This window comes from Actinacidiphila cocklensis, from assembly GCF_907177275.1.
In the GTDB taxonomy this organism is placed as follows: Bacteria; Actinomycetota; Actinomycetes; order Streptomycetales; family Streptomycetaceae; genus Actinacidiphila; species Actinacidiphila cocklensis.
This window is the reverse complement of record NZ_CAJSLV010000054.1, coordinates 17,669-44,172: the sequence shown is the minus strand read 5'-3', so window position 1 is coordinate 44,172 and position 26,504 is coordinate 17,669. Positions and strand designations below refer to the sequence as shown.

The 26,504-nt window shown below is 70.7% G+C and carries 22 protein-coding genes, 1 tRNA gene and 1 pseudogene; 5 read left to right on the top strand and 19 right to left on the bottom strand.

Annotated elements, in window-relative coordinates; all coding sequences use genetic code 11:
- Positions 1-36: 36 nt before the first annotated feature.
- From atpE to NFU81_RS16565, 18 genes are all read right to left on the bottom strand, one after another.
- Complete coding sequence (atpE, locus tag NFU81_RS16650; protein WP_205043386.1) at positions 37-282, bottom strand: ATP synthase F0 subunit C; 246 nt, start codon at positions 280-282, stop codon at positions 37-39.
- An 88-nt stretch (positions 283-370) separates the two neighbouring features.
- Positions 371-1,177: a F0F1 ATP synthase subunit A gene (atpB, locus tag NFU81_RS16645; RefSeq protein WP_251490356.1), complete on the bottom strand. Its 807-nt coding sequence runs from the start codon at positions 1,175-1,177 to the stop codon at positions 371-373.
- A 298-nt stretch (positions 1,178-1,475) separates the two neighbouring features.
- A complete protein-coding gene (locus tag NFU81_RS16640; protein WP_251490353.1) occupies positions 1,476-1,892 on the bottom strand; it encodes a Cg1360 family ATP-synthase-associated protein in 417 nt (138 codons plus the stop codon).
- A 242-nt stretch (positions 1,893-2,134) separates the two neighbouring features.
- Complete coding sequence (locus tag NFU81_RS16635) at positions 2,135-3,466, bottom strand: MraY family glycosyltransferase (protein WP_251490350.1); 1,332 nt, start codon at positions 3,464-3,466, stop codon at positions 2,135-2,137.
- Between the two features lie 159 nt (positions 3,467-3,625).
- On the bottom strand, positions 3,626-4,300 hold the full coding sequence (locus NFU81_RS16630) for an arsenate reductase/protein-tyrosine-phosphatase family protein (RefSeq protein WP_422665215.1): 675 nt from the start codon (positions 4,298-4,300) through the stop codon (positions 3,626-3,628).
- A complete protein-coding gene (locus tag NFU81_RS16625; RefSeq protein ID WP_251490347.1) occupies positions 4,297-4,944 on the bottom strand; it encodes an L-threonylcarbamoyladenylate synthase in 648 nt (215 codons plus the stop codon). The genes NFU81_RS16630 and NFU81_RS16625 overlap by 4 nt, the downstream gene beginning before the upstream one ends.
- Before the next feature lie 61 nt (positions 4,945-5,005).
- Positions 5,006-5,851: a peptide chain release factor N(5)-glutamine methyltransferase gene (prmC, locus tag NFU81_RS16620; protein ID WP_251490345.1), complete on the bottom strand. Its 846-nt coding sequence runs from the start codon at positions 5,849-5,851 to the stop codon at positions 5,006-5,008.
- Positions 5,852-5,862: 11 nt separating this feature from the next.
- Entirely contained in the window at positions 5,863-6,957 is a 1,095-nt protein-coding gene (gene prfA / locus NFU81_RS16615) for a peptide chain release factor 1 (RefSeq protein WP_251490543.1), read from the bottom strand.
- A gap of 107 nt (positions 6,958-7,064) precedes the next feature.
- Positions 7,065-7,289, bottom strand: a complete 225-nt coding sequence (rpmE, locus tag NFU81_RS16610) for a 50S ribosomal protein L31 (RefSeq protein ID WP_251490343.1) — start codon at positions 7,287-7,289, stop codon at positions 7,065-7,067.
- Between the two features lie 157 nt (positions 7,290-7,446).
- Positions 7,447-8,574, bottom strand: a complete 1,128-nt coding sequence (locus tag NFU81_RS16605; RefSeq protein WP_251490341.1) for an LCP family protein — start codon at positions 8,572-8,574, stop codon at positions 7,447-7,449.
- A 147-nt stretch (positions 8,575-8,721) separates the two neighbouring features.
- Positions 8,722-10,518, bottom strand: coding sequence for a trypsin-like serine protease (locus NFU81_RS16600; RefSeq protein ID WP_251490339.1), 1,797 nt, complete (start codon positions 10,516-10,518; stop codon positions 8,722-8,724).
- Between the two features lie 354 nt (positions 10,519-10,872).
- Positions 10,873-12,879 (bottom strand): transcription termination factor Rho, encoded by a 2,007-nt coding sequence (rho, locus tag NFU81_RS16595; RefSeq protein WP_251490337.1) that lies wholly within the window; start codon positions 12,877-12,879, stop codon positions 10,873-10,875.
- Positions 12,880-13,240: 361 nt separating this feature from the next.
- The gene (gene thrB / locus NFU81_RS16590) at positions 13,241-14,164 is read right to left on the bottom strand and encodes a homoserine kinase (protein WP_251490333.1); all 924 of its coding nucleotides are present in this window, start codon (positions 14,162-14,164) and stop codon (positions 13,241-13,243) included.
- A gap of 467 nt (positions 14,165-14,631) precedes the next feature.
- Complete coding sequence (thrC, locus tag NFU81_RS16585) at positions 14,632-15,723, bottom strand: threonine synthase (RefSeq protein WP_251490331.1); 1,092 nt, start codon at positions 15,721-15,723, stop codon at positions 14,632-14,634.
- A gap of 7 nt (positions 15,724-15,730) precedes the next feature.
- The gene (locus tag NFU81_RS16580; RefSeq protein ID WP_251490317.1) at positions 15,731-17,077 is read right to left on the bottom strand and encodes a homoserine dehydrogenase; all 1,347 of its coding nucleotides are present in this window, start codon (positions 17,075-17,077) and stop codon (positions 15,731-15,733) included.
- 324 nt (positions 17,078-17,401) lie between these two features.
- On the bottom strand, positions 17,402-18,793 hold the full coding sequence (gene lysA / locus NFU81_RS16575) for a diaminopimelate decarboxylase (protein WP_251490316.1): 1,392 nt from the start codon (positions 18,791-18,793) through the stop codon (positions 17,402-17,404).
- A 28-nt stretch (positions 18,794-18,821) separates the two neighbouring features.
- Positions 18,822-19,817: an ArgS-related anticodon-binding protein NrtL gene (gene nrtL, locus NFU81_RS16570; protein WP_251490313.1), complete on the bottom strand. Its 996-nt coding sequence runs from the start codon at positions 19,815-19,817 to the stop codon at positions 18,822-18,824.
- A 72-nt stretch (positions 19,818-19,889) separates the two neighbouring features.
- The gene (locus NFU81_RS16565; RefSeq protein WP_422665214.1) at positions 19,890-20,387 is read right to left on the bottom strand and encodes a response regulator transcription factor; all 498 of its coding nucleotides are present in this window, start codon (positions 20,385-20,387) and stop codon (positions 19,890-19,892) included.
- A gap of 180 nt (positions 20,388-20,567) precedes the next feature.
- Between NFU81_RS16565 and NFU81_RS16560 the strand changes: the two genes are divergently transcribed.
- From NFU81_RS16560 to NFU81_RS16540, 5 genes and pseudogenes are all read left to right on the top strand, one after another.
- Positions 20,568-20,639: transfer RNA gene (locus tag NFU81_RS16560), tRNA-Arg, on the top strand.
- A 1,124-nt stretch (positions 20,640-21,763) separates the two neighbouring features.
- Positions 21,764-23,569, top strand: coding sequence for a hypothetical protein (locus NFU81_RS16555; protein WP_251490307.1), 1,806 nt, complete (start codon positions 21,764-21,766; stop codon positions 23,567-23,569).
- A 371-nt stretch (positions 23,570-23,940) separates the two neighbouring features.
- Positions 23,941-24,519 carry a restriction endonuclease gene (locus NFU81_RS16550; RefSeq protein ID WP_251490305.1) on the top strand — a complete coding sequence of 193 codons (579 nt, stop codon included), beginning with the start codon at positions 23,941-23,943 and terminating at the stop codon, positions 24,517-24,519.
- A gap of 1 nt (position 24,520) precedes the next feature.
- Positions 24,521-25,219, top strand: a complete 699-nt coding sequence (locus tag NFU81_RS16545; protein WP_251490302.1) for a cysteine hydrolase family protein — start codon at positions 24,521-24,523, stop codon at positions 25,217-25,219.
- A 167-nt stretch (positions 25,220-25,386) separates the two neighbouring features.
- Positions 25,387-25,658, top strand: a pseudogene (locus NFU81_RS16540) (transposase family protein); the annotation flags it as partial.
- On the opposite strand, the gene NFU81_RS16535 reads toward NFU81_RS16540, so the two are convergent.
- Positions 25,541-26,038 (bottom strand): RNA polymerase sigma factor, encoded by a 498-nt coding sequence (locus tag NFU81_RS16535; protein WP_251490540.1) that lies wholly within the window; start codon positions 26,036-26,038, stop codon positions 25,541-25,543. The pseudogene NFU81_RS16540 and the gene NFU81_RS16535 sit on opposite strands and share 118 nt — an antisense overlap.
- Positions 26,039-26,504: the final 466 nt, after the last annotated feature.

Here is a 26,504-nt window from a genome sequence, read left to right as displayed (position 1 = left end):
ACCTTTCGTCGAGTGGCTACTGGTCGGTTGCCGTGATCAGCTCTGGAAGATGAAGGGCACGACCAGGCCGAGGAGCGCGAGCACCTCGCAGAGGGCGAAGCCGAGGAACATGTTGGTGCGGATGATCGGCATGGCCTCGGGCTGGCGGGCCATGGCCTCGATCGAGTGGCCGAAGACCAGGCCGATACCCACGCCGGGGCCGATGGCGGCGAGGCCGTAGGCGACCGCGCCCAGGCGGCCGGCGGTGGTGGCGGCGGCGAGGTTGACGAGCTCGGCAGACATATCTCTGTCTTCCTTCTGATGCGGTCCGATGGGGGGCTTCCCAGCGGAGGTCTGTAGGGGTGGTGGTGCGGGGTGACCGAAGTGCGGCTCAGTGGCCCTCTTCGATCGCTCCCTGGATGTAGATCGAGGCCAGCAGCGTGAAGATGTACGCCTGCAGGAACTGGATCAGCACCTCGAAGGCCGTCATGAAGATGGCCAGTCCGAAGGAGCCCCCCGACACCGCCGTCAGCCAGGTCGGCGTCAGCAGGTACCAGGTCGCGACGCTGAACATGACGATCAGCATGTGGCCGGCGAACATGTTCGCCCACAGCCGGACCGCGAGGGTGAACGGGCGGGTGATGCAGTTCTGGATGAACTCCAGGAGCACGATCAGCGGGACCAGCGGCTTGGGCAGGCCCGAGATCCACACCAGGTTCTTGACGCCGCCTCGGAAGCCGTGCGTCTTGAACGTCAGGTACATGTACGTGACGTAGACCAGCGCCGCGAGTGCGACCGGGAACGCGAACCGCGAGGCCGGCGGGAACTGCGCGAACGGGATGATCGACATGATGTTCATGAACCACACGAAGAAGAAGATCGACGTGAGGAAGGGGACGTACTTGTCGCCCTTCTTGCCGATCACCTCGCGGGCGATGCTGCGGGCCACGAACGTGTAGCCGATCTCGCCGACCAGCTGCAGCTTGCCGGGGACCAGCTTGGGCTTGGCGAAGGCGGCCCAGAAGAAACCGACCACCAGCAGCATGCAGATGATCGCGAGCAGCATCGGCTTGGTGAAGTCGAAGCTGCCGATGCTGAAGATCGGCTTGAAGTCGAACGAGTGGAGGCCCGGAGCAGGGAAACCACAGTCCTGCTTGATGTGACAGCCAGCCTCAGCGAGCAGCGTGTGGGCACTCACCCGTGACTCCTTCGTCGTGACGCATAAGTAACGGCAACCTTGTGTGTCAGCGCGGCTGGTGAGGCCGCTGGTCGGCACGGCGGACGAGGCGTGGCGAAGTCACCACGGTCCGCTGGGAGCCCGCATCGAAGACCGGGCACCTGGGCTCCGCACCGCGTCCGCGGCCCCGGATCCGAGTACACCGATGGGCGCGGGGGCAGCACCTTCCTCAAGCGCGAGGGGCCTCCACGTCCAGATGCGATTCCGGACGATAGCAGATGGAATTGCAGCCTCTTTACCCGCCCCTTGGCATCCGGCATCAGTCGGCCGGAGGAGCGGACGGTACGGGGTCGACGTACAGCATCCGCGAGGTGAGGCTCTGCTTGACCTGGCCGCCGACCCACGAGAGCGCGGTCGCCAGCAAAGACAGGCCGAAGGCCTTGCCGTTGAAGAGCGTGGTGTCCCTGAACACGACGACGAAGACGCCGATCATCAGGATCTGCAGGGCGTAGACGAGCATCCCGGCGGCCATGGCGATCTGCGGCCGGTCCTCGGTCATGGTCATCAGCGCCCAGGAGCCGAACGCGAAGAAGACGGCGACCACCGCAACCGCCACGAGTCCGCCGACGAGGCCTTTTTCGCCTGCGAGTACGGCGCTGACAACGGTGGCTACGACTCCCACGGGGGCGGCGACGAGCGCGGCTCCCCTGAGGATTCGGGCATCGTTCTGCTGCATGTGACGGCTCCTCCGGCGGGAGTTGGGACAAGCGGATGTCGTCGGAGACGAGCGTAGTCAGGGATTGAGGGTGCGCCTCACACCGGTAGACCGCTCTTCCGGTCTATCGGCACCTTCCCTGCTTTCGTGAACGGTATCACAAAGTATTTGATGCGGTCTTTACCATGGACGTGTGCTGCCTGTCACAGGACTGTGCTCGCGACACGCCGCCCGTTTTCTGCCGACTTGCACCCCGTGGCAGCTCAGTTGCGAGTGTCGACCGGGCTGCGGCGGTCGTTGCGCCGCTCCGACCTGCGGTCCTGCGCGCGCGAGCGGTCACCGATCGCGGTGGAGCCGTGCAGCGCCGGGCGGTCGGGCGAGCGCATCTCCCGCTCGGCGGCGGCCGCTCCGGCCGCCAGCCGCCGGCGGCGGCGCCGGTAGCGCGGCGGCACCACGGACTCCGCCCAGTCGGGGGCGGCCGGCTTGAAGCGCGGCAGCAGCAGCACGACCAGGCCGACCGCGCTGAGCGAGACGATCACCAGCACGATCCACAGGCTGGAGGAGTTGACCGAGAACGCCACCGCGGCGAACGCGAACAGCGCGCACCAGAAGTACATGATCAGCACCGCGCGGCTGTGCGAGTGCCCGATCTCCAGGAGCCGGTGGTGCAGGTGGCCGCGGTCGGCGGCGAACGGCGACTGGCCCTTCCAGGTCCTGCGGACCACCGCGAGCACCAGGTCGGCGGCCGGGATCGCGATCATCGTCAGCGGCAGCAGCAGCGGCATGTACACCGGCACCATGAAGTGCACGGTCTCCCGGGTCGACCCGGTGAACGAGGTGATCGCGTCGGGGTCGACCTGCCCGGTGATGGAGATCGCGCACGAGGAGAGCACCAGGCCGATCAGCATCGAGCCCGAGTCGCCCATGAAGATGCGCGCCGGGTGGATGTTGTGCGGCAGGAAGCCCAGGCACATCCCGATCAGGATCGCGCTGAACAGCGTGGCGGGCGCGGCCGCCTCGACGCCGTAGCCGTACCACATGCGGTACGCGTACATGAAGAAGGCGACCGAGGCGATGCACACCATGCCGGCCGCGAGGCCGTCCAGGCCGTCGACGAAGTTGACCGCGTTGATGGTGATCACCACCAGCGCCACGGTGAGCAGCGTGGACTGGACCGGGGTCAGCGCGACCGGGCCGACGCCCGGCACCGGCAGCCACAGGATGGTGAGGCCCTGGAGGACCATCACGCCGGCGGCGATCATCTGGACGCCGAGCTTGATCAGCGCGTCCACGCCCCACTTGTCGTCCAGCACGCCGAGCAGCCAGATCAGCCCGGCGCCCGACAGCAGCGCCCGCGGCTCGTTGGAGACCGAGAAGACGTCGCCGATGTTGGACAGGTGCGCCGCGACCAGCAGGCCCGCGCACAGGCCGCCGAACATGGCGATGCCGCCGAGCCGCGGAGTGGGCTCGCGGTGCACGTCACGTGCCCTGATGGGCGGCATCGCGCCGGCGGCGATGGCGAACTTCCGCACCGGTCCGGTCAGCAGATACGTGACCGCAGCGGCGACGAAAAGGGTCAGCAGATACTCGCGCACGAGCCGCCTCCGACGGTTTCGGGGGCGTAGCAGTGCTGCGCACACGTCCGGGGGTGGTACCTCACAGCGTCACACCCTAGTGGTGGCCGGGCCGGGACGGCGAACACCTGGTGAGACTCACAGGAGACCGGTGCGGTTCCCGCCGGCCGCCGGGGGCTCTCAGGAGGGCCGGACACCGGTGCCGACACCGGTCAGCGCGGTCACCATCGGGTCGAGCGCGGTGTGGATCTCCGCACCGATGCTGCGGAAGTACGACAGGGGGGCGCCGTACGGGTCGTGGACCTCGTCGGCGTCCGGGCTCGGGGCCAGCAGCCAGCCGCGCAGTGCGGCGGCGGCACGGACCAGCGCCCTGGCCCGCTCGGTGACGCTGCCCTCGGGCAGCGTGGTGGTGTCTATCGCCCGCACCAGCCGGGTGAACTCCTTGAGCGTGAAGGTCCGCAGACCTGCCGCGTGGCCCATCGAGATGACCTGCTGCCGGTGGTCGCGGGTCGCGGTGAGCACCAGGTCGGCGTCGATGACGTGGTCGTCGAGCAGTTCCCTGCCGGTGAAGCCGGAGGGGTCGGCGCCGTACTCGGCGAGCACCGCGGCGGCGTGCGCCTCCATCGGGGCGCCCTCGTGCCCCCAGGTGCCGGCCGACTCGACGAGCATGCCGGCCGCGCCGCCGCCGAGCCGCCGGGCCAGCCCGTGCCGGGTCAGCCGCTCGGCCATCGGGGAGCGGCAGACGTTACCGGTGCAGACATGCAGGATGCGGAAGACGTCGCCGCTGTCCCCAGGGACGACGCGCTGGACGTACTGCGAGTGCCCCCGTATGCCGCGCCCGTCGGGCGTGGTCAACTGCGCTCCTCCAGGTCGGGTACGACCTTCCGCAGCTCCTCCGCGCTGATCGCCCCGGCCCGCAGCAGCACCGGCACCTTGCCGGTGACGTCGACGATCGAGGACGGCACGGCGGCGGGCGTGGGGCCGCCGTCCAGGTAGACCGCGACGGAGTCGCCGAGCATGCCCTGGGCGGCGTCGCAGTCCTGCGGCGAGGGCATGCCGGTGAGGTTGGCGCTGGAGACGGCCATCGGCCCGGTCTCGGTGAGCAGTTCGATCGCGACCGGGTGCAGCGGCATCCGCACGGCGACGGTGCCGCGGGTGTCGCCGAGGTCCCAGGCCAGCGACGGCTGGTGCTTGGTGACCAGGGTCAGCGCGCCGGGCCAGAAGGCGTCGACCAGCTCCCAGGCCTGCTCGGAGAAGTCGGTGACGATGCCGTGCAGCGTGTTGGGCGAGCCGACGAGGACCGGCGAGGGCATGTTGCGCCCGCGGCCCTTGGCCTCCAGCAGGTCGCCGACGGCCTCGGCGTCGAAGGCGTCGGCGCCGATGCCGTAGACGGTGTCGGTCGGCAGCACGACGAGTTCGCCGCGCTTGATCGCCGACGTTGCCTCGCGCAGGCCGGTCGCCCGGTCGGTCGCATCCGAGCAGTCGTATCGCCGTGCCATGAGATGACCTCCGAAAGATGCTGTGCTGCTGCCGGGTCCTGTACCCGGTCGACCCGCCTGGTCACGGCAGGGCCTTGCGGGCCGAGGTGAAGCGCGGGCGGTTGTTGAGATCGGGGTGGTCGGCCGCGTCCGCCCAGCCCGCGTCCTCCTTGAAGATCCACGGCACCTGGCCGCCCTGCGAGTCGGCGTGCTCCACGACGACGACCCCGCCGGGCCGCAGCAGCCGGTGCGCGGTGCGCTCGATGCCGCGGATGGTGTCGAGTCCGTCCTCGCCGGAGAAGAGGGCCAGTTCCGGGTCGTGGTCGCGCGCCTCGGGTGCCACATGTTCCCACTCGGTGAGCGGAATGTAGGGCGGGTTGGAGATGACCAGGTCGACCTGGCCGTTCAGTTCGGGGAACGCGGTCAGCGCGTTGCCGTGGCGCAGGTCGACCTTGCTGCCCTCGACGTTCACGCGGGCGTAGTCGAGCGCGTCCTCGGACAGCTCCACGGCGTGCACCCGGGAGCGGGGCACCTCCTGGGCCAGGGCGAGCGCGATGGCGCCGGAGCCGGTGCACAGGTCGACGATCATCGGTTCCGCGACGTCCATGGCCCGGACCGCGTCTATCGCCCAGCCGACGACCGACTCGGTCTCCGGCCGCGGCACGAACACCCCTGGCCCGACCCGCAGTTCGAGATAGCGGAAGAAGGCCCGGCCGGTGATGTGCTGCAGCGGTTCGCGGGCCTCGCGGCGGGCGATGGCCTCCCAGTAGCGGGCGTCGAACTCGCTGTCGGCGACGCTGTGCAGCTCGCCGCGTTTGACGCCGTGGACGTACGCGGCCAGTTCCTCGGCGTCGAATCGCGGTGACGGCACTCCGGCGTCGGCGAGCCGCTGGGCGGCCTGGGCCACCTCGGCGAGCAGCAGGTTCACCGTCCGCCCCCTCAGCTCGCGTCGCCGGCCGCGGCCAGCTTGGCGGCGGAGTCGGCGTCCACGCACGCCTGGATCATCGGATCGAGCTCGCCGTCGAGCACCTGGTCCAGGTTGTAGGCCTTGAAGCCGACCCGGTGGTCGGAGATGCGGTTCTCCGGGAAGTTGTAGGTGCGGATGCGCTCGGAGCGGTCGACGGTGCGCACCTGGCTGCGGCGGGCGTCGGACGCCTCGCGCTCGGCCTCCTCCTGGGCTGCGGCCAGCAGCCGGGAGCGCAGGATGCGCATCGCCGACTCCTTGTTCTGCAGCTGGCTCTTCTCGTTCTGGCACGAGACGACCAGGCCGGTGGGCAGGTGGGTGATGCGGACCGCGGAGTCGGTGGTGTTGACCGACTGGCCGCCGGGTCCCGACGAGCGGTAGACGTCGATCCGCAGGTCGTTCGGGCCGATCTCGACCTCGACGTCCTCGGCCTCGGGGGTGACCAGCACGCCGGCCGCCGAGGTGTGGATACGCCCCTGGGACTCGGTCGCGGGCACCCGCTGCACCCGGTGGACGCCGCCCTCGTACTTCAGCCGCGCCCAGACGCCCTGGCCGGGATTCGTGGTCTGTCCCCCGCGGGAAGGAGGGGCCTTCACGGCGACCTGGACGTCCTTGTAGCCGCCGAGGTCGGACTCGTTGGCGTCCAGGATCTCGGTCTTCCAGCCGACGCGCTCGGCGTACCGCAGGTACATCCGCAGCAGGTCGCCGGCGAACAGGGCCGACTCCTCGCCGCCCTCCCCCGCCTTGACCTCCAGGATGACGTCCTTGTCGTCGCTGGGGTCGCGCGGGACCAGCAGCAGCCGCAGCCGCTCGGTCAGCTCGTCGCGCTCCTTGTCCAGCTCCTTGACCTCCGCCGCGAACTCCGGGTCGTCGGCGCCGAGTTCACGCGCCGTCTCGATGTCGTCGCCGGTCTGCCGCCACGCCCGGTAGGTGCTGACGATGGGGGTCAGCTCCGCGTACCGCTTGTTGAGCCTGCGGGCGTTGGCCTGGTCGGCGTGCACCGCGGGGTCGGCAAGCTGCTTCTCGAGGTCGGCGTGCTCGCCGATCAGTTCCTCGACCGCCTCGAACATCATCAATCCCTAGCTGGAAGGAGTCTGGAAGGAAGTAGGTGGGACGACAAAGCGCCGGTGTCCGGTCGCCCTGGGGTGGGCGACCGGGAACCGGCGCTTTCGGGTCGCTACTTCTTCGCGGACCCGGCGGCCTTGCCGAAGCGGGCCTCGAAGCGGGCCACGCGGCCGCCGGTGTCGAGGATCTTCTGCTTGCCCGTGTAGAACGGGTGGCACTCGGAGCAGACCTCGGCGCGGATCGTGCCGCTCGTCTCGGTGCTGCGGGTGGTGAACGAGGCGCCACAGGTGCAGGTGACCTGGGTCTCGACGTACTCGGGGTGGATCTCGCGCTTCAAGGGTGCTCCTAGGTTCGGGAGGGCGCCGGGTCGCTCCGCGGGTTTGCGTCACGTGAACCGGGGCCAGCGGACCAGTCTGCCAGCACTGGCCGCATCTCCCAAAACCAGGTCGGGAGCGGGATAATTCCCCAGCCGAACGGTTTGGCGTCCTTGCAGGTCAGCGGCTTGCCGACGGGCTGGCGGAGGCGGAGGGGCGGACGATCTTGCCGGCGTCGACCTTGTCGGCGGCCGATCCCTGGACGGCCGCGGCCGGTATCGGCTTGTCGGCGCGCAGCGCGGCCCACACCATCGCGGCCTTCGCCTCGATGGGCTGCACCCGGTTGCGGTCGGCCGGTGCGTACCTGACCGGCAGGGTGACCATGTGGATGTGGCCGGACTTCAGGTTGCGGACGCTCTGCGCGAGGCCCATCAGCCTGCCGACCGAGCCGAGGCCGGTGTCGGTGGTGACGGCGCTGGTCGCGTTGTCGGCGACGGAGAACAGCTTGGTGGGGCTGGTCAGCAGCCCCAGGCCGCTGATCCGGTCCATCAGGGCCTTCAGGAACGCCTGCTGCAGCTGGATGCGCCCCAGGTCGCTGCCGTCCGCCACGCCGTGCCTGGTGCGCACCAGGCCGAGCGCCTGGTCGCCGTCGAGGGTGTGGGTGCCGGCGGCCAGCGTCAGGTGGCTCTTGGCGTCGTTGATGGCCGACGTGGTGGTCAGCGGCACCCCGCCGAGCGCGTTGACCAGGTCCTTGAAGCCGGTGAAGTCGACCTCGACGTAGTGGTCCATCCGCAGCCCGGTCAGCTTCTCCACCGTCTTGACCGCGCAGACCGGCCCGCCGACCTCGTAGGCACTGTTGAACATCGCCTGCCGGGCGGCCGGTGCGGTGCCGCCGCCGGGCTTGGCGCAGGCGGGGCGGTTGATCAGGGTGTCCCGCGGGATGCTGACCACGCTGGCCTTCTTGTGGCCCTTGGCCAGGTGGACGATCATCGCGGTGTCCGAGCGGGCGGTGCCGCTGTCGTGGCCGTAGCCGCGGTTGGCGCCCGAGCGGGAGTCCGAGCCGAGCACCAGGATGTCCATGGAGCCGTTGCCGAGCTTGACCGGGCGGTCGCGGCCGAGCGCCGAGTCGATGTCGACGCTGTGGATGTTGCCGTTGAGCCGGAAGTAGAGATATCCGGCGCCGCCGGCCCCCAGCAGGACCACCCCCGCGGCGACCCATGCGGTGATCCGCAGGCCGCGGCGCCGGCGCCGCGGCCTCTTGAGGGCGGTGGCACCGGACGGCGGCTGGGGGTCGCCTGTACCGGACATTCCTCCATCGTGCGCCGCCTGTGCCGGGGTCGGCATCCGGGGGAAAACCGGAACGTCCGCGTACCCCCAGGTCAGGGGGTACGCGGACGAGTTTTACGTCACACTGTGCGACAATCGGTCACTCAGTGCTTCCACAGGCCTGCCGGGTCAGCCCAGCTGCTTGTAGATGTTCCAGCCCGAGCAGATCCGCACCCGGGCCGCCAGCGGCGTCGTGGCGGAGCCGGTGCCCTTGTAGAGCCACAGCACGCCCGACGCGTCGCGGGCCACCAGGTCCGCGTGGCCGTCGCCGGTGATGTCACCGACGGTCGCGAGGATGTTGTAGGTGTTCCAGCCGCTGCCGATCCGGGTACGGGCGAGCAGCGGGGTGTGTCCGGAGCCGGTGCCCTTGTAGAGCCACAGCACACCGGAGGCGTCGCGGGCGACCACGTCGGGCCGGCCGTCGCCGCTCATGTCGCCCTTGCCGTAGACGGTGCCGGGGTAGGTGTTCCAGCCGCCGCCGATCAGCTGGCGGGAGCCGACGGTACCGGTGCCGGTGCCCGGGTAGAGCCACGCGTTGCCGCTGGTGTCGGTGGCGACCAGGTCGGTCAGGCCGTCGCCGTTGAGGTCGCCGGGGGCCGAGATGGACCGCATGCCGTTCCAGCCGGTGCCGATAGTGGCGTCGGCGCCGTTGGGCCTGCCGTTCAGGAAGTGCAGCCGGCCGTCGGTGGTGCGGTCCAGTACGTCCTGGTAGCCGTCCCGGTTCAGGTCGGCCTGCCGGACCAGGGTGCTGCCGGGGAGGTCGCCGTCGGCGACCCGGTTGGCGACCGTCGTGCCCTTGGAGGCGTAGTAGTAGGCCGCGCCTGCCGGGGTGACGGCGAACACGTCGGCCTTGTCGTCGCCGGTGATGTTGCTGTCGTCCATGCGCGGCTCGATCGCGCCCGCGAAGGCGCTGACCCGGCTGAAGACGCTGTAGGCGCCCTTGGCGACGCAGTCCTTGACGCCCCAGGAGACCACGCCGACGATCCGCCCGGCCACGACCAGCGGGCCGCCGGAGTCGCCGTTGCAGGCCGAGGTCGTACCCGTGTCGCTGCCGGTCGCCGGGGCGCCCGCGCAGACCATGTGGGAGGCCACGTAGTCGCTGCCGTACTCCTGGCTGCACGCGGTGTTGGAGGTGATCGGCAGCGACGCCTTCTTCAGCGTCTGCGCCGGGTCCTGCGTGGTCGAGGACGTCCGCCCCCAGCCGTACAGGGTCGCGACCGTACCGGCGGCGTACGACGCGGTGTCGTTCGACGCGGTGATCGGCAGCGGCTTGGCGGCCACGGTGCGGGCCAGGGTCAGGACGGCCACGTCGTTGTCGTAGGTGACCGTGCTGTACGACGGGTGGTTCCACTGGCGCAGGACGCCGGTGGCGGTGCCGCCGTGGAGGTCCGAGGTGCCGTCCCCGTTGTCGGTGGGCAGCTGGTCGGTGCCGGTCAGGACGGCGCCGTTCAGGTTCCAGTTGTAGCCGTGCACGCAGTGCGCGGCGGTCAGGATCTTCGTCGGGGACACCACGGTGCCGCCGCAGAAGAAACCCGTGTCGTCACTTTCGGTGGCGGTGCCCTTGTCGTCGTAGTACCAGAGCTGGGCCATCCACGGTGCGGTGGAGATCGTCGTCGTCGTACCGCCGATGATCATCGGGGTGATCGTGGTGCCGGCCGTACCCGACGTGGTCGTCGGGGCGGCGAGCGGGGCGCGGGCAGGGCTGTTGTCGGCCTTGACCGCGCCTGCTATCCGGGCGCTGAGCGCGGCCGGTGCGGGTGCAGGGGGCTGTGCGACGGTGTAAAGCACCGGCGGCTGCACCGCGCCGGCGTGAGCCGGCGACAGCAGCAGCACACCGGCGGCGCCGGCGCCGAGCGCGGCCACGCCGACAGCGACCGGACCACGCCGTCGCCGCCGGTGGCCGGCACCCTTGCGGGCAGGGAACATCCACGACTCCTGTCGTTGAGGACATCAGCCGCCGCCCGCGGCGAGACGCACGGCGGGCGGCGGAAGGAACACGCGCAGGAGCGGTGGCATGGCACACCGGGAGCAGCAGGTCCAGGGCAGCGGAAAGCGCCGCCCGACGCTGGGGCTGGTCCCGACGATGGATTCCCCCCCACCTGCGGCCGACCGATCATATGACCGGCGGCCGAGGTCCGACCAGCATGACGGGTTTTGCCGTCGGCAACTTTGGGCAAAGAAAAGCCCCACCTCCCCGGGCGCCCGGGGCACGGCAGACGAACGGCCCCGCCCACCGGGGAAACCGGTGGGCGGGGCCGTACGCGCTACCGCTGCGACGGGTCAGTCGTTGTTCTGACCCGGCGTGGTCTTCGCGATCTGCATCAGGAATTCCGCGTTGGACTTGGTCTGCTTCATCTTGTCCAGCAGCAGCTCGATCGCCTGCTGCTGGTCGAGCGCGTGCAGCACCCGGCGCAGCTTCCAGACGATGCCCAGCTCCTCGCCGCCGAGCAGGATCTCCTCCTTGCGGGTACCGGACGCGTCCACGTCCACCGCGGGGAAGATGCGCTTGTCGGCGAGCTTGCGGTCGAGCTTGAGCTCCATGTTGCCGGTGCCCTTGAACTCCTCGAAGATCACCTCGTCCATCCGCGAGCCGGTCTCGACCAGCGCGGTGGCCAGGATGGTCAGCGAGCCGCCGTCCTCGATGTTGCGCGCCGCGCCGAAGAACCGCTTCGGCGGGTAGAGGGCGGTGGAGTCCACACCACCGGACAGGATGCGGCCCGAGGCGGGCGCCGCCAGGTTGTAGGCGCGGCCGAGCCGGGTGATCGAGTCCAGCAGCACGACCACGTCGTGACCCAGCTCCACCAGGCGCTTGGCGCGCTCGATGGCCAGCTCGGCGACCGTGGTGTGGTCCTCGGCGGGACGGTCGAAGGTCGAGGAGATGACCTCGCCCTTCACCGACCGCTGCATGTCGGTGACCTCTTCTGGACGCTCGTCCACCAGCACCACCATGAGGTGGCACTCGGGGTTGTTGGTCGTGATCGCGTTGGCCACGGCCTGCATGATCATGGTCTTACCGGTCTTCGGCGGGGCCACGATCAGACCGCGCTGGCCCTTGCCGATGGGCGAGACCAGGTCGATGATCCGGGTCGTCAGCACACCGGGGTCGGTCTCCAGCTGGAGCCGGTCCTGCGGGTACAGCGGGGTGAGCTTGTTGAACTCGGGACGGCCCCGCCCGGAGTCGGCGGCCATGCCGTTCGCCGAGTCGAGCCTGACCAGCGCGTTGAACTTCTCGCGGCGCTCGCCGTCCTTGGGCTGCCGCACCGCGCCGGTGACGTGGTCGCCCTTGCGCAGCCCGTTCTTGCGGACCTGCGCCAGCGACACGTACACGTCGTTCGGCCCCGGCAGGTAGCCGGAGGTGCGGATGAACGCGTAGTTGTCGAGGATGTCGAGGATGCCCGCCACCGGGATCAGGACGTCGTCGTCGGCGACCTGCGGCTCGCCGCCGCCGCCGAACTCCTCGCGGCGGTTGCCGCGGCCCCTGCGGTCGCGGTAGCGGCCCCGGCGCCTGCCCCGCCCGTCACCGAACTCGTCGTCGTCCTGCGGGCCGCCCTGACCGCCCTGGCCGCCCTGCTGCTGGCCCTGGCCGCCCTGGCCGCCGCCCTGCTGCTGCTGGCGGTCGCCGCGGTCCCTGCCCTGCCGGCTGCCGCCGTCGCCGCCGTCCTCGCGGCTGCGCTGGCGGTCCCGCTGGCGCTCCCTGCGGTCGCCGCGCTGGCCGCGCTGCCGGTCCTGGCGGTCGTCGCCGCCCTGCTGCTTGCCGTCGCCCTTGGCCTCGGCACGCCCCTCGGCGGTGTCGGCGGCGGCCTCGGCCGCCCGCTCGGCCTTCGCGGCCTTGGCCTGCTCACCGGCCGGCTGGCCGGGGATCTCGATCTGCTTCTGCTCCTGCCGCTGCTCGGGCGCCGCGGTGGCCGTCGTCGCAGCGGCGGCGGCCGGGGCCGCCTCCTGCGCGGACTGCTCGATGCGGGCCTTCGAGGTGGTGCGCCGCTTGGGCTTGTCCGCCACGGGGGCGTCGGCAGCCGCGGGGGCGGAAGCGGCGGGGGTGCTGCCGCCGGCCTGGCGCTCCTTGATGGTCTCGATCAGCTGGCTCTTGCGCATCCGCGCGGTGCCCTTGATACCGAGGCCTGAGGCGAGCTGCTGCAGTTCGGCCAGCACCATGCCGTCCAGGCCGGTCCCGGTCCGGCGGCGCCGCGACGCACTGGCCGTGGCAGCACCGTTAGCAGGCGCGGCGGCGTCGGACGAGGCGACAGTGTCATCTGCGCGCACGCCCATCAGATCGGTGGTGTCGCTCACGAAGGGTCCTTCCCTGGAGCGGACGTCGGCCTGTCTGGCTCGGCGACCGGTCGTGCTGTCCGGTTCTGGGCGTTTCCGCTGCTCAGAAACCGGGGCGGTGGTCCGCCTGATGGCGGCAGAAATACATACGTGCCTTCGGTACGGAGGGAACTCGTACCGAAAATCCGGAGCGTGCTCAACACCGCTCGGGCAGAATCCGACTGCTCGGACCTTGCCCTATGCGGTGTGGGAGGCTCCCGGAAGAAAAGCGGTCCCACGGAAGGGACACGGTGCATCTCGCCCATCGGGCATCGAATGCAGGCTTGAGGTTAACACTACCGGATCCAACGAACATTCCCCCTCTCAACGACCGGCAATCGTGTCACTGCCCCCCGGCGAGCGGCAGTACACACGCCCCGGACGCGTCCAGTGCCAGGCGGTTCGCCGCCCAGCCCTCGCCCGCGAACCGGGAGACCTTGTCGGCTGCCCCCTCGTCGGTGAACGCCAGGACCGTGGGTCCCGCGCCCGACACGACGGCAGGCACGCCTTCGTTGCGCAACCGGTGGACCAGCGCCAGGGTTTCGGGCATCGCGGGCGCCCGGTAGTCCTGATGCAGCCGGTCCTCGGTGGCCGGCAGCAGCAGCTCGGGACGCCTCGTCAGAGCCTCCACCAGCAGCGCCGCACGGCCCGCGTTGGCGGCCGCGTCCACATGCGGGACGGTACGCGGCAGCAGCCCGCGCGCCGTCTCGGTGAGCACCGGCGTGGCGGGCACGAAAACCACCGGAACCAGCGAGTCCGCGGGGTCGAGCCGGATCGCCCGGGCCGCACCGCCCTCGCTCCAGGCCACGGTCAGGCCGCCGAGCAGGCACGCCGCGACGTTGTCGGGGTGCCCCTCGATCTCGGTGGCCAGTTCGAGTAGAGCGGTGTCGTCCAGCACGGACGGGCCGCCTATGGTCACCGCGCGGGCGGCGATGATGCCCGCGCAGATCGCGGCCGAGGAGGAGCCGAGGCCGCGGCCGTGCGGAATGCGGTTCGCACACACCACTTCAAGGCCGCGCGGCTGGCCGCCGAGCAGGTCGAAGGCGGTCCGCAGCGAGCGCACGACGAGGTGTTTCTCGTCCCGCGCCAGCGTGTCGGCGCCCTCACCGGCGATGTCGACGTGCAGTCCTGAGTCCGCGACGCGCACCACGACGTCGTCGTACAGGCCCAGGGCCAGCCCGAAGGCGTCGAACCCCGGCCCGAGGTTGGCGCTGGTCGCGGGGACGCGCACTCGTACTGCGGCAGCGCGGAACGCGGGACCGGCCATCTTTCGACGAATCTCCTTGTGCGGTTCGCCCTGCGGGCGCGGCACCATTGCCGGGCGGGGCGGGGGAGTGGCGATGCGGGGTGGCATCCGCCGAATACAGGGCACACTGCGGTGCCGCTGGGTTCCAGCTTATCGAAGGAAGGTTCTCCTGCGACATAGGGCGCACGCACAGCGCGTGATGCGTGTCGCCCTTCCGACGTGCGCCCCTCGCCTGCGGCGCGCTCTGCGGGGGGGTGCCCTTGTGCAGGGCCGGCACGTCTCCTGCCGCATGAGGGTGCCCCCAGGGGCACTGGGGGCACCCTCAGGCGAAGCACTGGGGGAGGAACTGCGCGATCCAGCCGTCGTCGGGCTGTACCTCGCCACCGTCCGAGAGGCTGTCCGGTCAGCTCCTGACCACCGGCCGGTGGAGTGTCGCGCGCGCAGTCCCGCGCGCCCTCACGGCGTGCCCTCGGGGGCAGAAGGCCAGGTCAGACGAGGCCCAGGCTCTGCGCGGCAGCGTCCGCGTCGACGGGCACCGTCAGCGGCGCGGGGGCGCCCGCAACGGCCCAGTCCGGGTCCTTGAGGCCGTTGCCGGTGACCGTGCAGACGATGCGCTGGCCCGGGTCGATCCGGCCCTCGTCCACCGCCTTGAGGAGCCCCGCGACGGACGCCGCCGAGGCGGGCTCGACGAAGACGCCCTCCTTCGCGGCCAGCAGCCGGTAGGCCGACAGGATCTGACGGTCGGTCACCGCCTCGATGACGCCGCCGGACTCGTCCCGCGCCTCCTCGGCGAACTGCCAGGACGCCGGGTTGCCGATCCTGATCGCCGTGGCGATGGTCTGCGGGCTGCGCACCGGGGCGCCGTTGACGATGGGCGCCGAGCCCGACGCCTGGAAGCCCCACATCCGCGGCTTGCGGGTGGCCATGCCGTCGGCGGCGTACTCGCGGTATCCGCGCCAGTACGCCGTGATGTTGCCGGCGTTGCCGACCGGCAGCAGGTGCAGGTCGGGCGCGTCGCCGAGCGCGTCGACGATCTCGAAGGCGGCGGTCTTCTGCCCCTCGATCCGCACCGGGTTGACGGAGTTGACCAGCGCCACCGGGTACTTCTCGCTGAGCCCCCTGGCGAGGTCGAGGCAGTCGTCGAAGTTGCCGTCGACCTGGAGGATGCGGCTGCCGTGGACCAGCGCCTGGCCCATCTTGCCGAGCGCGATCTTGCCCTGCGGCACGAGCACCGCGCAGACCATGCCGGCGCGTACCGCGTAGGCGGCCGCGGAGGCGGAGGTGTTGCCGGTGGAGGCGCAGATGACGGCCTGGGCGCCGTCCTCCTTGGCCTTGGAGATGGCCATGGTCATCCCGCGGTCCTTGAAGGACCCGGTCGGGTTCGCGCCCTCGACCTTGAGGTACACGTCACAGCCGGTGCGCTCCGACAGCAGCTGGGCCGGGACCAGCGGGGTGCCACCCTCCAGCAGCGTGACCACCGGGGTGTCCGCGCCGACCGGGAGCCGGTCGCGGTACTCCTCGATGATGCCGCGCCACTGGTGGGTGCCCGACATTCGGGGCTGGTCGATTGTTCCGTTCATTGCGGGTCTACTCCCCTTCCACACGCATGATGCTGGCGACGCCGCGTACGGTGTCGAGTTTCCGCAGGCTGGAGACGGTCGCCGAGAGGGCGGCGTCCGGCGCGCGGTGGGTGACGACGACGAGAGAGGCCTCGCCGCCCTCCCGTCGCCCACCACCCTGCTCGACGGCGGCGTCGTCGCCGCTGCCTTGATTTCTGCCCTGCTGACGCACCGTGTCGATGGACACGTCGTGCTCGGCGAACACCGTGGCGACCTGTGCGAGGACGCCCGGTTTGTCCGCCACGTCGAGGCTGATGTGGTAGCGGGTGACCACATCCCCCATCGGGCTCACCGGCAGTTGCGTGTAAGCGGACTCGCCGGCACCGGTGGTCGCCGCCAGTTTGTTGCGGCAGGCGGCCACCAGGTCGCCGAGGACGGCGGAGGCGGTGGGTGCACCGCCGGCGCCGGGACCGTAGAACATCAGCTGCCCCGCCGCCTCCGCCTCGACGAAGACGGCGTTGTAGGCCCCGCGTACGGAGGCCAGCGGGTGGCTGAGCGGAATCATGGCCGGGTGCACCCTGGCGGTGACCGAGCGGCCGTCGCGCGCCCGCTCGCAGATGGCCAGCAGTTTCACCGTACAGCCCATCTTGCGCGCCGAGGCGATGTCGGCGGCGGTGACCTCGGTCAGGCCCTCGCGGTGGACGTCGTCGATGGTGACCCGGGTGTGGAAGGCGATGCCGGCCAGGATCGCGGCCTTGGCGGCGGCGTCGAAGCCCTCGACGTCGGCGGTCGGGTCGGCCTCGGCGTACCCCAGCGCGGTGGCCTCGTCCAGCGCCTCGCTGTAGCCGGCGCCGGTGGAGTCCATCTTGTCCAGGATGAAGTTCGTGGTGCCGTTGACGATGCCCAGCACCCGGTTGACCTTGTCGCCGGCCAGCGACTCGCGCAGCGGCCTGATCAGCGGGATCGCGCCGGCGACGGCGGCCTCGTAGTAGAGGTCGACGCCGTGCTCGACGGCCTTGGCGTGCAGGCTGGCGCCGTCGGCCGCGAGCAGCGCCTTGTTCGCCGACACCACGGAGGCGCCGTGCTCGAAGGCGGTGGTGATCAGCGTGCGCACCGGCTCGATGCCGCCGATGACCTCGACCACGACGTCGATGTCACCGCGCTTGACCAGCGCGGTCGCGTCGGTGGTGAGCAGTTCCGCGGGCACTCCGGCTCGGACCCGGTTGGCGCGGCGGACCGCGATGCCGGCCAGCTCGATCGGCGCCCCGATCCGGGCGGCGAGGTCGGCCGACTGCGTCGTGATGATGCGCGTGACCTCGGAGCCGACCACACCGCAGCCAAGCAGCGCCACTTTCAGCGGACGCGTACGCATCATCCGACCTCGTCTCTCGTACAGCTCTCGTGTCGCGTGGGTACGGTCCCGGCTGCACCGGTCCCGTACGGCGTGGAGGGAACCAGTCTCACCCACCGGATGGGAGAAGCCACGCCGTGTCCGGATTGCGAGACCGCCCGGGCGGGCCGTGAGATTTGCCGTCCGCCCGGCGATCTTGCGGTGTTTCGTTGCGCTCGGTGCACAGCTGCCGCAGATCCTCTTTCCCGATCTACGGGTCCGGTTTCCCGGCCTGCGGGTCCGGCCTCGCGGCCTGCGGGTCCGGCCTCGCGGCCTGCGGGTCCGGCCTCGCGGCCTGCGGGTCCGGCCTCAGCCGACGTCGAGCCGCAGCAGGTCCTCCTCCGTCTCGCGGCGGACGATCACCCGCGGCTGCCCGTCCGCGACCGCCACCACCGGCGGGCGCGGCACATGGTTGTAGTTGCTGGCCATCGAACGGCAGTACGCGCCGGTCGCCGGCACCGCGAGCAGGTCGCCCGGCGCCAGGTCGGACGGCAGGAACGCGTCCTTGACCACGATGTCGCCGCTCTCGCAGTGCTTGCCGACCACCCGGCTGAGCATCGGCTCCGCGTCACTGCGGCGGGAGGCCAGCGCGACGGTGTACTCGGCGTCGTAGAGCGCGGTACGGATGTTGTCCGACATCCCGCCGTCGACGCTGACGTACGTCCGCAGGCCTTCGAGCGGCTTGACCGTACCGACCTCGTAGAGGGTGAAGGCGGTCGGGCCGACGATGGCCCGGCCCGGCTCGACCGACAGCCGCGGCGGGTCGAGGCGGGCCGCCTCGCACTCGCGGGTGACGATCTCGCCGAGCGACTTGGCGATCTGGTACGGCTCCGCGGGGTCGTCGTCCGCGGTGTAGGCGATGCCGAGGCCGCCGCCGAGGTCGATCTCGGGCAGCTGCACCCCGTGCTCGTCGCGGATCTCTGCCAGCAGCGACACCACCCGGCGGGCGGCCACCTCGAAGCCGGCCATGTCGAAGATCTGCGAGCCGATGTGGCTGTGGATGCCGATCAGCTGCAGGCTCTCCAGCTTCAGCACCCGGCGTACCGCCTCCGCGGCCTGCCCGCCGGCCAGCGCGAGGCCGAACTTCTGGTCCTCGTGCGCGGTCGCGATGAACTCGTGGGTGTGCGCCTCGACCCCGACCGTCACCCGGATCTGCACCGGCTGGCGCCGCCCGTGCCGCTCGGCGGCGGCCGCGACCCTGACGATCTCCTGGAAGGAGTCCAGCACGATCCGGCCCACCCCGGCCGCGATCGCCCGGTCGATCTCGGCGTTGCTCTTGTTGTTGCCGTGCATCGCGATCCGCTCGGCGGGCATGCCGGCGTCCAGCGCGACGGCCAGCTCCGCGCCCGAGCACACGTCGAGGTTGAGCCCCTCCTCGTTCAGCCAGCGCACCACGGCCCGGGACAGGAACGCCTTGCCGGCGTAGAAGACGTCGGCGTCCGGCCCGAAGGCCGCCTTCCAGGCCCGGCAGCGCGCCCGGAAGTCGGCCTCGTCCAGCAGGTAGGCGGGCGTGCCGAACTCGGCGGCGAAGTCCCGTACGTCGATCCCGCCGACCTCGATCGCACCGTCGGCGTTGCGGGTGACGGTGCGCGACCAGATGTGCGCGTCCAGCCGGTTGAGGTCGGCGGGCGGGGCGGCGTAGTGCCCTTCCGGCAGTACGTCGGCGTGGCGGGGCCCTGCGGGGTGTGCGGATCGGCTCACGGCGGTGTCTCTCGTTCTCGTCTTCTCGTCAGAGGTGGTCGGGTGCGCTGATGCCGAGCAGGTGCAGGCCGTCGGCGAGCACGATGCCGGTCGCGTCGGCGAGGCGGACCCGGGCAGCGTGGACGGCCGAGGGTTTCTCGTCCCCCTTGGGCAGCGCGGGGCACTCGTCCTGGAACCGGAGGTAGGCGTCGGCCAGCCGCTCCAGATGCCGTGCGAGCCGATCGGGCGCGCGGCGGCGGGCGGCGGTCTCGACGACCCGGGGCAGGTCGGCGATCAGCCCGAGCAGTTCCGTCTCGGCGGGGTGCCGGTACGGGTCCCGGGCCGTGCTGTCGACGCGTACGCCCAGGTCATGGGCGTTGCGCAGCAGGGCGCGGGTACGGGAGTGGGCGTAGCGGACCCGGAAGAGCGGGTTCGCCTCGCGCTGGTCGAGCAGGGCGAGGGTCAGGCGGGGGGTGTCCTCGGCGGGCGGGCGGAGCAGTGCCCAGCGGGTGGCGTCCCGGCCGAGGCTCTTCTCCGGGTCGTGGCCGGTGTCCGGCTCCGCGACCGTGAGCGCTTCCCGGGGGCCGCCGGGCCGGGCGCCGGCTGCGGCGAGCAGGCCGTTGACGACCTCGGCGACCAGGGTCGCGCGTACCGCGTGCGGCGGCTCCGGCACGACGGTGACCGACTCGTCGGCGAGACCGTTGCCCCGCCCGTAGCCCGGCCCCTGCTCGCACACCTGGCGGACGACGTCGGCGTAGGCCCGCGCGCTGAGGGTGATGTTCAGGAACCCGGCGCCCACGGCCTCGACCTGCGCGATCCCCGGCTCCTTGGCGAGCCGTACGGCGAGGATCTTGGCGACCTCGAACGGGCTGAGCCCCGCCTGCCCGGCGAGCTGCAACGCCACGTTGGTCGCGTAATCCCCGCACCCGGGCCGCGGCGGCCGCTGCACGACCACCTTCTCCGGCACCTCGACCCGCAACTCCCCCGCGCCCACGGCATGCCTGACCGTGCTCAGCACGGTCCAGGACAGTTCGGCGGGGGTCACGCGGCAAGCCTAGGCGAGAGGCCCGCCTCTGCGCCGCCCGGATTCTCCCCCGCCGGGCGGGTGCCCCCGGTCTCAGGCGCCGCCGGGGGCGGCGGCGGCCTCACCCCGCGGTTCGGCATCGGCGTCGACGTCACCGTCGTCCTGGTCGGCGCCCATGCTCGCGCCTTGGTCGGCGCCCTTGTTGGCGCCCGTCGCGGCAGCCGGCCCCGCGCCGGGCTGCGGCCCGCGCCGGACGAGTCGCCGTACGGTGTCCACCAGCTCGGCCGGCTCGAACGGCTTGCTCACGTACGCGTCGACCCCGCGCTGCCCCCCGGCCCCGTCGGGCAGCTGGCCGGCGCTGACCATCACGATCCCGACGTCCCGGGTCCACGGATCGGGATCGGCCCGCAACCGCGCCGCCGTCCGCACCCCGTCCAGCCGCGGCATCACCACGTCGAGCGTGACCACATCAGGCCGCACGCTGTGCACGATCTCCAGGCACTCGGCACCGTCAGCCGCGGTCACGACCTCGAAGCCCTCCAGCTCCAGGTTGACCCTGATCAGCTGCCGGATCACCTTGTTGTCATCCACAACAAGCACCCGGCCGGTCGCTCCCGCCACACCCCGAAGCGTAGGCGCGCGGCTACTGATGCGTCCGCGTTTTGCCCATTTCTTCCCCGCCAAGGGTGATCCCCAACCCCCACCACCCCCCGTGCCCCACCGAAACCCTGTCCGGCCCACCCCTCCCGAACTGGTAGTGTTCTTCCCGTCGCCCCCGTAGCTCAGGGGATAGAGCAACGGCCTCCGGAGCCGTGTGCGCAGGTTCGAATCCTGCCGGGGGCACAACCGGAACAAGGCTCTGACCAGCAGGAATGCCGGTCAGAGCCTTTCTTGTCCATGCCAAAACGCACACGGTCTTCTGACCGTTGCTCTTTTCGGGACAACAAGCGTCTCGCTGGCGGTGAACTTGCTCCGCCAGTCACCTTTTCTCGCAGGTCAGGCCGTCGTTCCTCGAACGCTGACCAGCCGTTCGTCCCGCTGGGAGAGCGCTACGGGCCGCAATCGCCGGCCAACCGGCCGGCCTACGGGCAGCGCTGTGACCTGCACCAATCTCGGAAACGCAAACGGGTCGAGGACCTTTGCTCTTTTCGGTCCGAGAACCCTACAAATCTCCAATCAGCAGATTCGGCGTTGCCATCGCCGCAGCTCATGCGGCCAGCGGTCGCGTGACGACCGTATTTCTCCGTCGCCCGGACGCTCTGCGGACCACATTCGCCCGCCGACCGCACTCCTCGCGAGAAGCCCTGTGAACTGCAATGAATGTCGCAAACGCACACGGTCGCGAGGCTCACGACGGGCCGAGTTTTGTAGGTTTATGACAGGCGCCCGCCGCATCACCTCCGGGCACTTTGTGGGCCTTGACTCTGGCAGGAGTCCGTAATCGAGTGACCTCGCGGCCAATGGATCGAGCTGATCAAGATCACTCTGCGTGATAAATGAGGCCGGAGTCCTTGGCGAACACGTCCGAATCTCTCCGGTGTGTCGCCGCTCGGGTGCTGTTGGGAGCAAGCCCTGTCCCTGGGGCGAGTTGCGACCCCCGCTGGGGGCTATGAGGACTCGGACAAGACCCACCACCACCGGCACCTACACCGAAATGGCCGCTCGCCTCACTGAACCCGTCCTCCTCGGACTTGCTGCTCTCGCCGTCCGCAGCCGCATCAAACGCTGACCCCCCGACCCGCGGGACGCGGAACCGGCACCCCCCCCCCCGCGTCGACCGGAGCGGTAGTGCTGCGAGACCGCCGCATCAGACCGTTGCGGATCGCTCGCGCGAGTGTGGTCAATTCACCGATCGGGGCAGCGCGGATCAGCGGGCGTCAGCGACGATGTGTCCGGGCGGTCCGGGCAGCGGCGGTGGGGCCGGGCCGATAACGTGTCGGATCAGGACAGGGGTGGAAGGGCGCGTGATGGTGGGGGACGACCGGTTAGGTGTGGTGCTGGTCCACGGCTTCAACTCCGGGCCGCAGACCTGGGGACTGCTGCGGGAGCAGATCGAGCAGGACCGCACGCTGGGCTTCGCGCGGGTGCTGCCCTTCGCGTTCGCCACGGGAGCCGCCCGGTGGAACCCGCTGCGGCCGCTGCAGGTGCTTCCGGAGATCAGCACCGTGGCCGACAGCCTCAAGGAGTACCTGCAGACCGAAGGCGGCCACTTCACCGATCTGGTCGTGATCACGCACAGCATGGGCGGGCTGGTCGTCCAGCGGTACCTGGCGCGGATGCTCACTGACGGCCACGGCCGCGAGCTGGCCCGGATCCGCAGGGTGGTGATGCTGGCCTGCCCCAACGACGGATCCCAACTGCTGCTGTCACTGCGCCGTGTCGTCTTCGGCCGCTCCGGCAGGCACCCGCAGGAAAGAGATCTTCGGCCGCTAAGCGACCAGGTCATCGACACCCGCCGGATCATCGTCAACAGCGTGCTGCACGCAGCCGACGTCACCGACCGGACGTGCCCCATCCCGTTCTACGTCTACGCCGGAGAGAGCGACCGCGTCGTGCCGGTGGCCTCGGCCCGGTCCGTCTTCCCCGACGCCGCCGTCCTGCCCGGGGACCACTTCAGCATCCTCGCAACCAGTACCACCGAGCACCGCACCTTCACCACGGTTCGCCGTCATCTGCACGAGACCGCAGTCCTCACCGGCAAGCCCATCGGCGCCGCCGCCCCTCCCGCGCCTCCCTCGGCAGCCGACCGGGGAACTCGACCCGGCCCGCTGGTGCCAGCCCCCGAGCCTGCGGTTCCCAGCGTCCTGAAGGCAGTACAGCGCCTCCTGCGCCCACCGGCCGCTCCTATCCCCGCCAGCAGCAGCGCATCGGCGCACCAGCGTCACCGGCCCTACACACTGATTGCCGAACTGACGGGCCACACACACGCCGTCTCCGGTCTCGCGTTCTCCCCCGACGGCAGCGTGCTGGCCTCCGCCGGCTACGACGCGAGAGTGCGACTGTGGAACCTGGTCACCCTCCGCCCCGTGGACCCTCTTCTGGACCACTCCGGCTTGGTGGGCGCGGTGGCGATCTCACCCGACGGAAGGCTGCTGGCCACCCGCTGCGGGGGCACAGTGCAGCTGTGGGACCCCGCGACGCATCAGCGGCTTGGCAACCCCTTGCGCGGTCGGATCGCCTGGCATGTCACCGCGCTGGCGTTCTCCCCCGAAGGAGGCCTGGCCATCGCGAGCAGCAAAAAAGTGCGCCTGTGGGACACCGCCGCACGCAAGCCCGTCACCGAGCCCCTCGCCGGCCACACCGGTTCTATCAGCTCGGTGGCGTTCTCCCCCGACGGCAGCCTCCTGGCCACCGCAAGCCGTGATCGCACCGTGCGGCTGTGGGACACCGCCACCGGCCAGCCGGCCGGAGACCCTCTCACCGGCCACACCCGTGCAGTCAATGCGGTGGCGTTCTCCCCCGACGGCAGCCTCCTGGCCACCGCAAGCGACGACGAGAAGGTGCGACTGTGGGATCCCGCCACCCGCCAACCCGTGGCGACCCCCCTCGCCCACACCCGTTCGGTCAACGCGGTGGCGTTCTCCCCCGACGGCAGCCTCCTGGCCACCGCGTGCGACGACAGCACAGTGCGGCTGTGGGACCCGGGCACCTGCCAGCCCGCCGGGGAGCCCCTCACCCACACCGATTGGGTCAAGGCGGTGGCGTTCTCCCCCGACGGCAGCCTCCTGGCCACCGCAAGCAACGACAGCACAGTGCGGCTGTGGCAGACATAGACAGCCGAACGCCCCCCTGCCGTCGGACTGTGATCACGAGCGCACCACCGTGGAAGCAGGTGAACACCGGGGTCGGTTGTCTCCCGGCAGCACTCCGCCCGGCGCAACCCCCGAGGGTTGTTGCTCTTGGCATAATTGCACTCTCTGCGACTGGGGGCCGTCCCTCCTCACCCTCCGTCACCAACGGATGTGAGAAGGGCCGGCCACTGGACACTCCTGGCGCTGGCCGCGTAAGGGAAGTCCAGGCCGCAGTGACCGGCCCGCTTGCACAGTCACCGGCAGCGTCCTGGCCCCGCCCTCTGTCCGGCGGATAGGCGGGGCCTGGATGGGGGAGAGAGAAGGCGGCGTAGCTACCAGGGAGGGAGCACAAGGTGGGCACGGTGCTGTTGGCGGCGTTAGCCGCGGCCCTTCTCGCCGTCGTCGTTGCGGGGCTCGTGCGTGCCGGGCGGCGCGAGGCGCGGGCGGAAAAGCAGCGGCTTGCTGAGGACGCGCAGGTCCAAGCCCGGCGCTCCTTGGCGGCGGTGTGGGCTATGGGCGACCGCGCCTTCGAGGAGTACGTCGCGGAGCTGTGTCGCCGCGACGGCTGTACCAAGGTGGAGCGGGTGGGCGGTTCGGGCGACCTCGGCGCCGACGTGATCGGCTACCTGCCCGATGGCCGGAAGATCGTCGTGCAGTGCAAGCGGTTCGCCAAGCACCGCTCGGTGGGCAGCCGCGACATCCAGACATTCAACGGCACCGCACGTGCCGAACACGGCGCCGACGTGCCGGTCTTTGTGGCGTCGTGCGTCTTCACCCGTCCGGCGCGGGACTTCGCCGCGCGACACGGCTTGTGCCTCATCGACGTAGACCTGCTCGGCTTCTGGAACAGCGGCACCACCCTCAGCTCCCTGGTGGAGCTCGACATCGGCCGGTCCGGCACCCACCGCAAGCTCAGCCCCGACCACGACTGACATGGACGCAGCCGTGCAGGACACCGAGGCCCGCATCCACGCGTGGCGCATCGAGGAGCGTGAGTACCGGCGTCAGCAGGAGCGCCGCGGCCGCCGCTTCGCCTACCCGCGGCTCACGCCCGCCCGCACCGCCTTGGTCGTCATCGACATGGTGCCGTTCTTCGTCGACGCCAACCCCTATGCCCGCGGCATCGCCCCGAACGTCCAGCAGCTCGCCGACCGGCTGCGGGCGGCCGGCGGGACCGTCGCCTGGGTCCTGCCCGCGCGTACCGAACGCACCCCGGTCGGCGACGAGTTCCACGGCCCTGAGGCCGCCGAGATGTTCCGCAACTGCGGCGGCACCGGACCGCTCCCCGGTCGGCTGTGGCCGGGCTTCGCCACCGCTGTGGACGACCTCTTCGCGGAGAAGAGCGCGCCGAGCGCCTTCTTCCCCGGCCGCTGCCCGCTCCCGGACCTCCTCCAGGAACGCGGCATCGACACCGTTCTGATCACAGGCACGGTCACCCAGGTGTGCTGCGAGTCCTCGGCCCGCGACGCATTCACGCTCGGCTACCGGGTGGTGATGGTCGCCGACGCCAACGCGACCGGCCGCGACCAGGACCACAACGCCGCGCTCGCCACGATCTACCGTTCCTTCGGCGACGTACGCCCCACAGCAGAGGTCCTCGATCTGATCGACGCAGCGCCGGCGCCGGGATAATCCGCCCACGTCCCTGGCGATCAGCCAACTGCTGCGGGTTGGCGCAGGACCACTTTCGTGATCACTCGGCGGGGGTGGAGCAGCACGGCCGGCCGGGTATGCAGGGGGTTGCGGTTGACGGGGATCAGGCGTGCCGTTCGGCTGATGGTGGCGAGGGCGGCGGTTGCCTGGGCGAGGGCGAGGCGGTCGCCGATGCATTTGCGGGGGCCGGCGCGACCGACCGGCTGGCCGTGCATCGGGCGGCGCGCGGGACTCGGTGGCGCCGGCTGTCCGCCGGCCACCAGCTGTGCCGGTACCGGCACACCTGCGCCTGGGGCACACCTACGCGCAGCTCGCGGCTGGGTTCGAGCTGGCCGTGAACAGGGTGTACCGGTACATCACGGAAGCCGTCGAACTGCTCGCGGCGAAGGCGTTCGTCATCCTGGACGGGACGCTGCTGCTGCAGCCCCCGAGGAACTTCAGCCGCACGCACTCGGCCTGCTTCGGGGCACGCGACTCCAGCGTGGCCAGGGCGTGGTCCAGGCGCTCGTGGCCACGCATCTCCAGCAGGTCGTCGGCGCTGGGAGCGGTCGGGTACCCGGTCTCGGGCAGCGCCGTCTCGCGGTCGTCGCGGCGGGCGCGGCGGCGGTAGTAGTCGATGCAGGAGCTCTTGACTATCCGGCGGGCCAGGGCCATCGGGTTGGCGTGTGCCTGGACCACCGGCCACTTGCGGTGGATCTGCAGGGCGGCGTCCATCAGGGCCTCGTCGGCGTCGGAGAGGTTGCGCAGGCGGCCGACCGCCAGGCGCAGCAATTCAGGCTTGTTCTCGCGGAAGAACATGTCGAACTCGGCGTCGAGCACGGCCTTGCGCCGGCCCGGTGGCTCGTACGGGACGTCTTCCACGTGCCCTCGCTCGATCGGACCGGTCACGACGTCCTCCCGGCGGTGGCGGCCCTCGCGGGCGGGAAGGGGGCAACGCTGGAGACGGTTCGCACGGGGCGGTCGCGCTTCACGCGAGCCTGCGAGGCGGTCATCTGGTAGGCGCCGACCATGTCCAGCGTGTATCAGGCTTTGCAATGCCTCACGGACCCTCCTTTACGAATCATGTCGAGGCTGACTGGCCCTGAGTGCCAGGCGCCGTCTTGCACCCGTACATCGATCGGGTGCCCCTCCGGAGTTAAGCGCGCACAGAACATTTCGGGGCGCAGGGTGATCAGTTCGTCACCCTCAGCCGTCCTAACCTGCAGACCAGAGAACATGTGTGATGTAAATCACTCACTATCAAAGTGTAAACGCCACCGTGCGC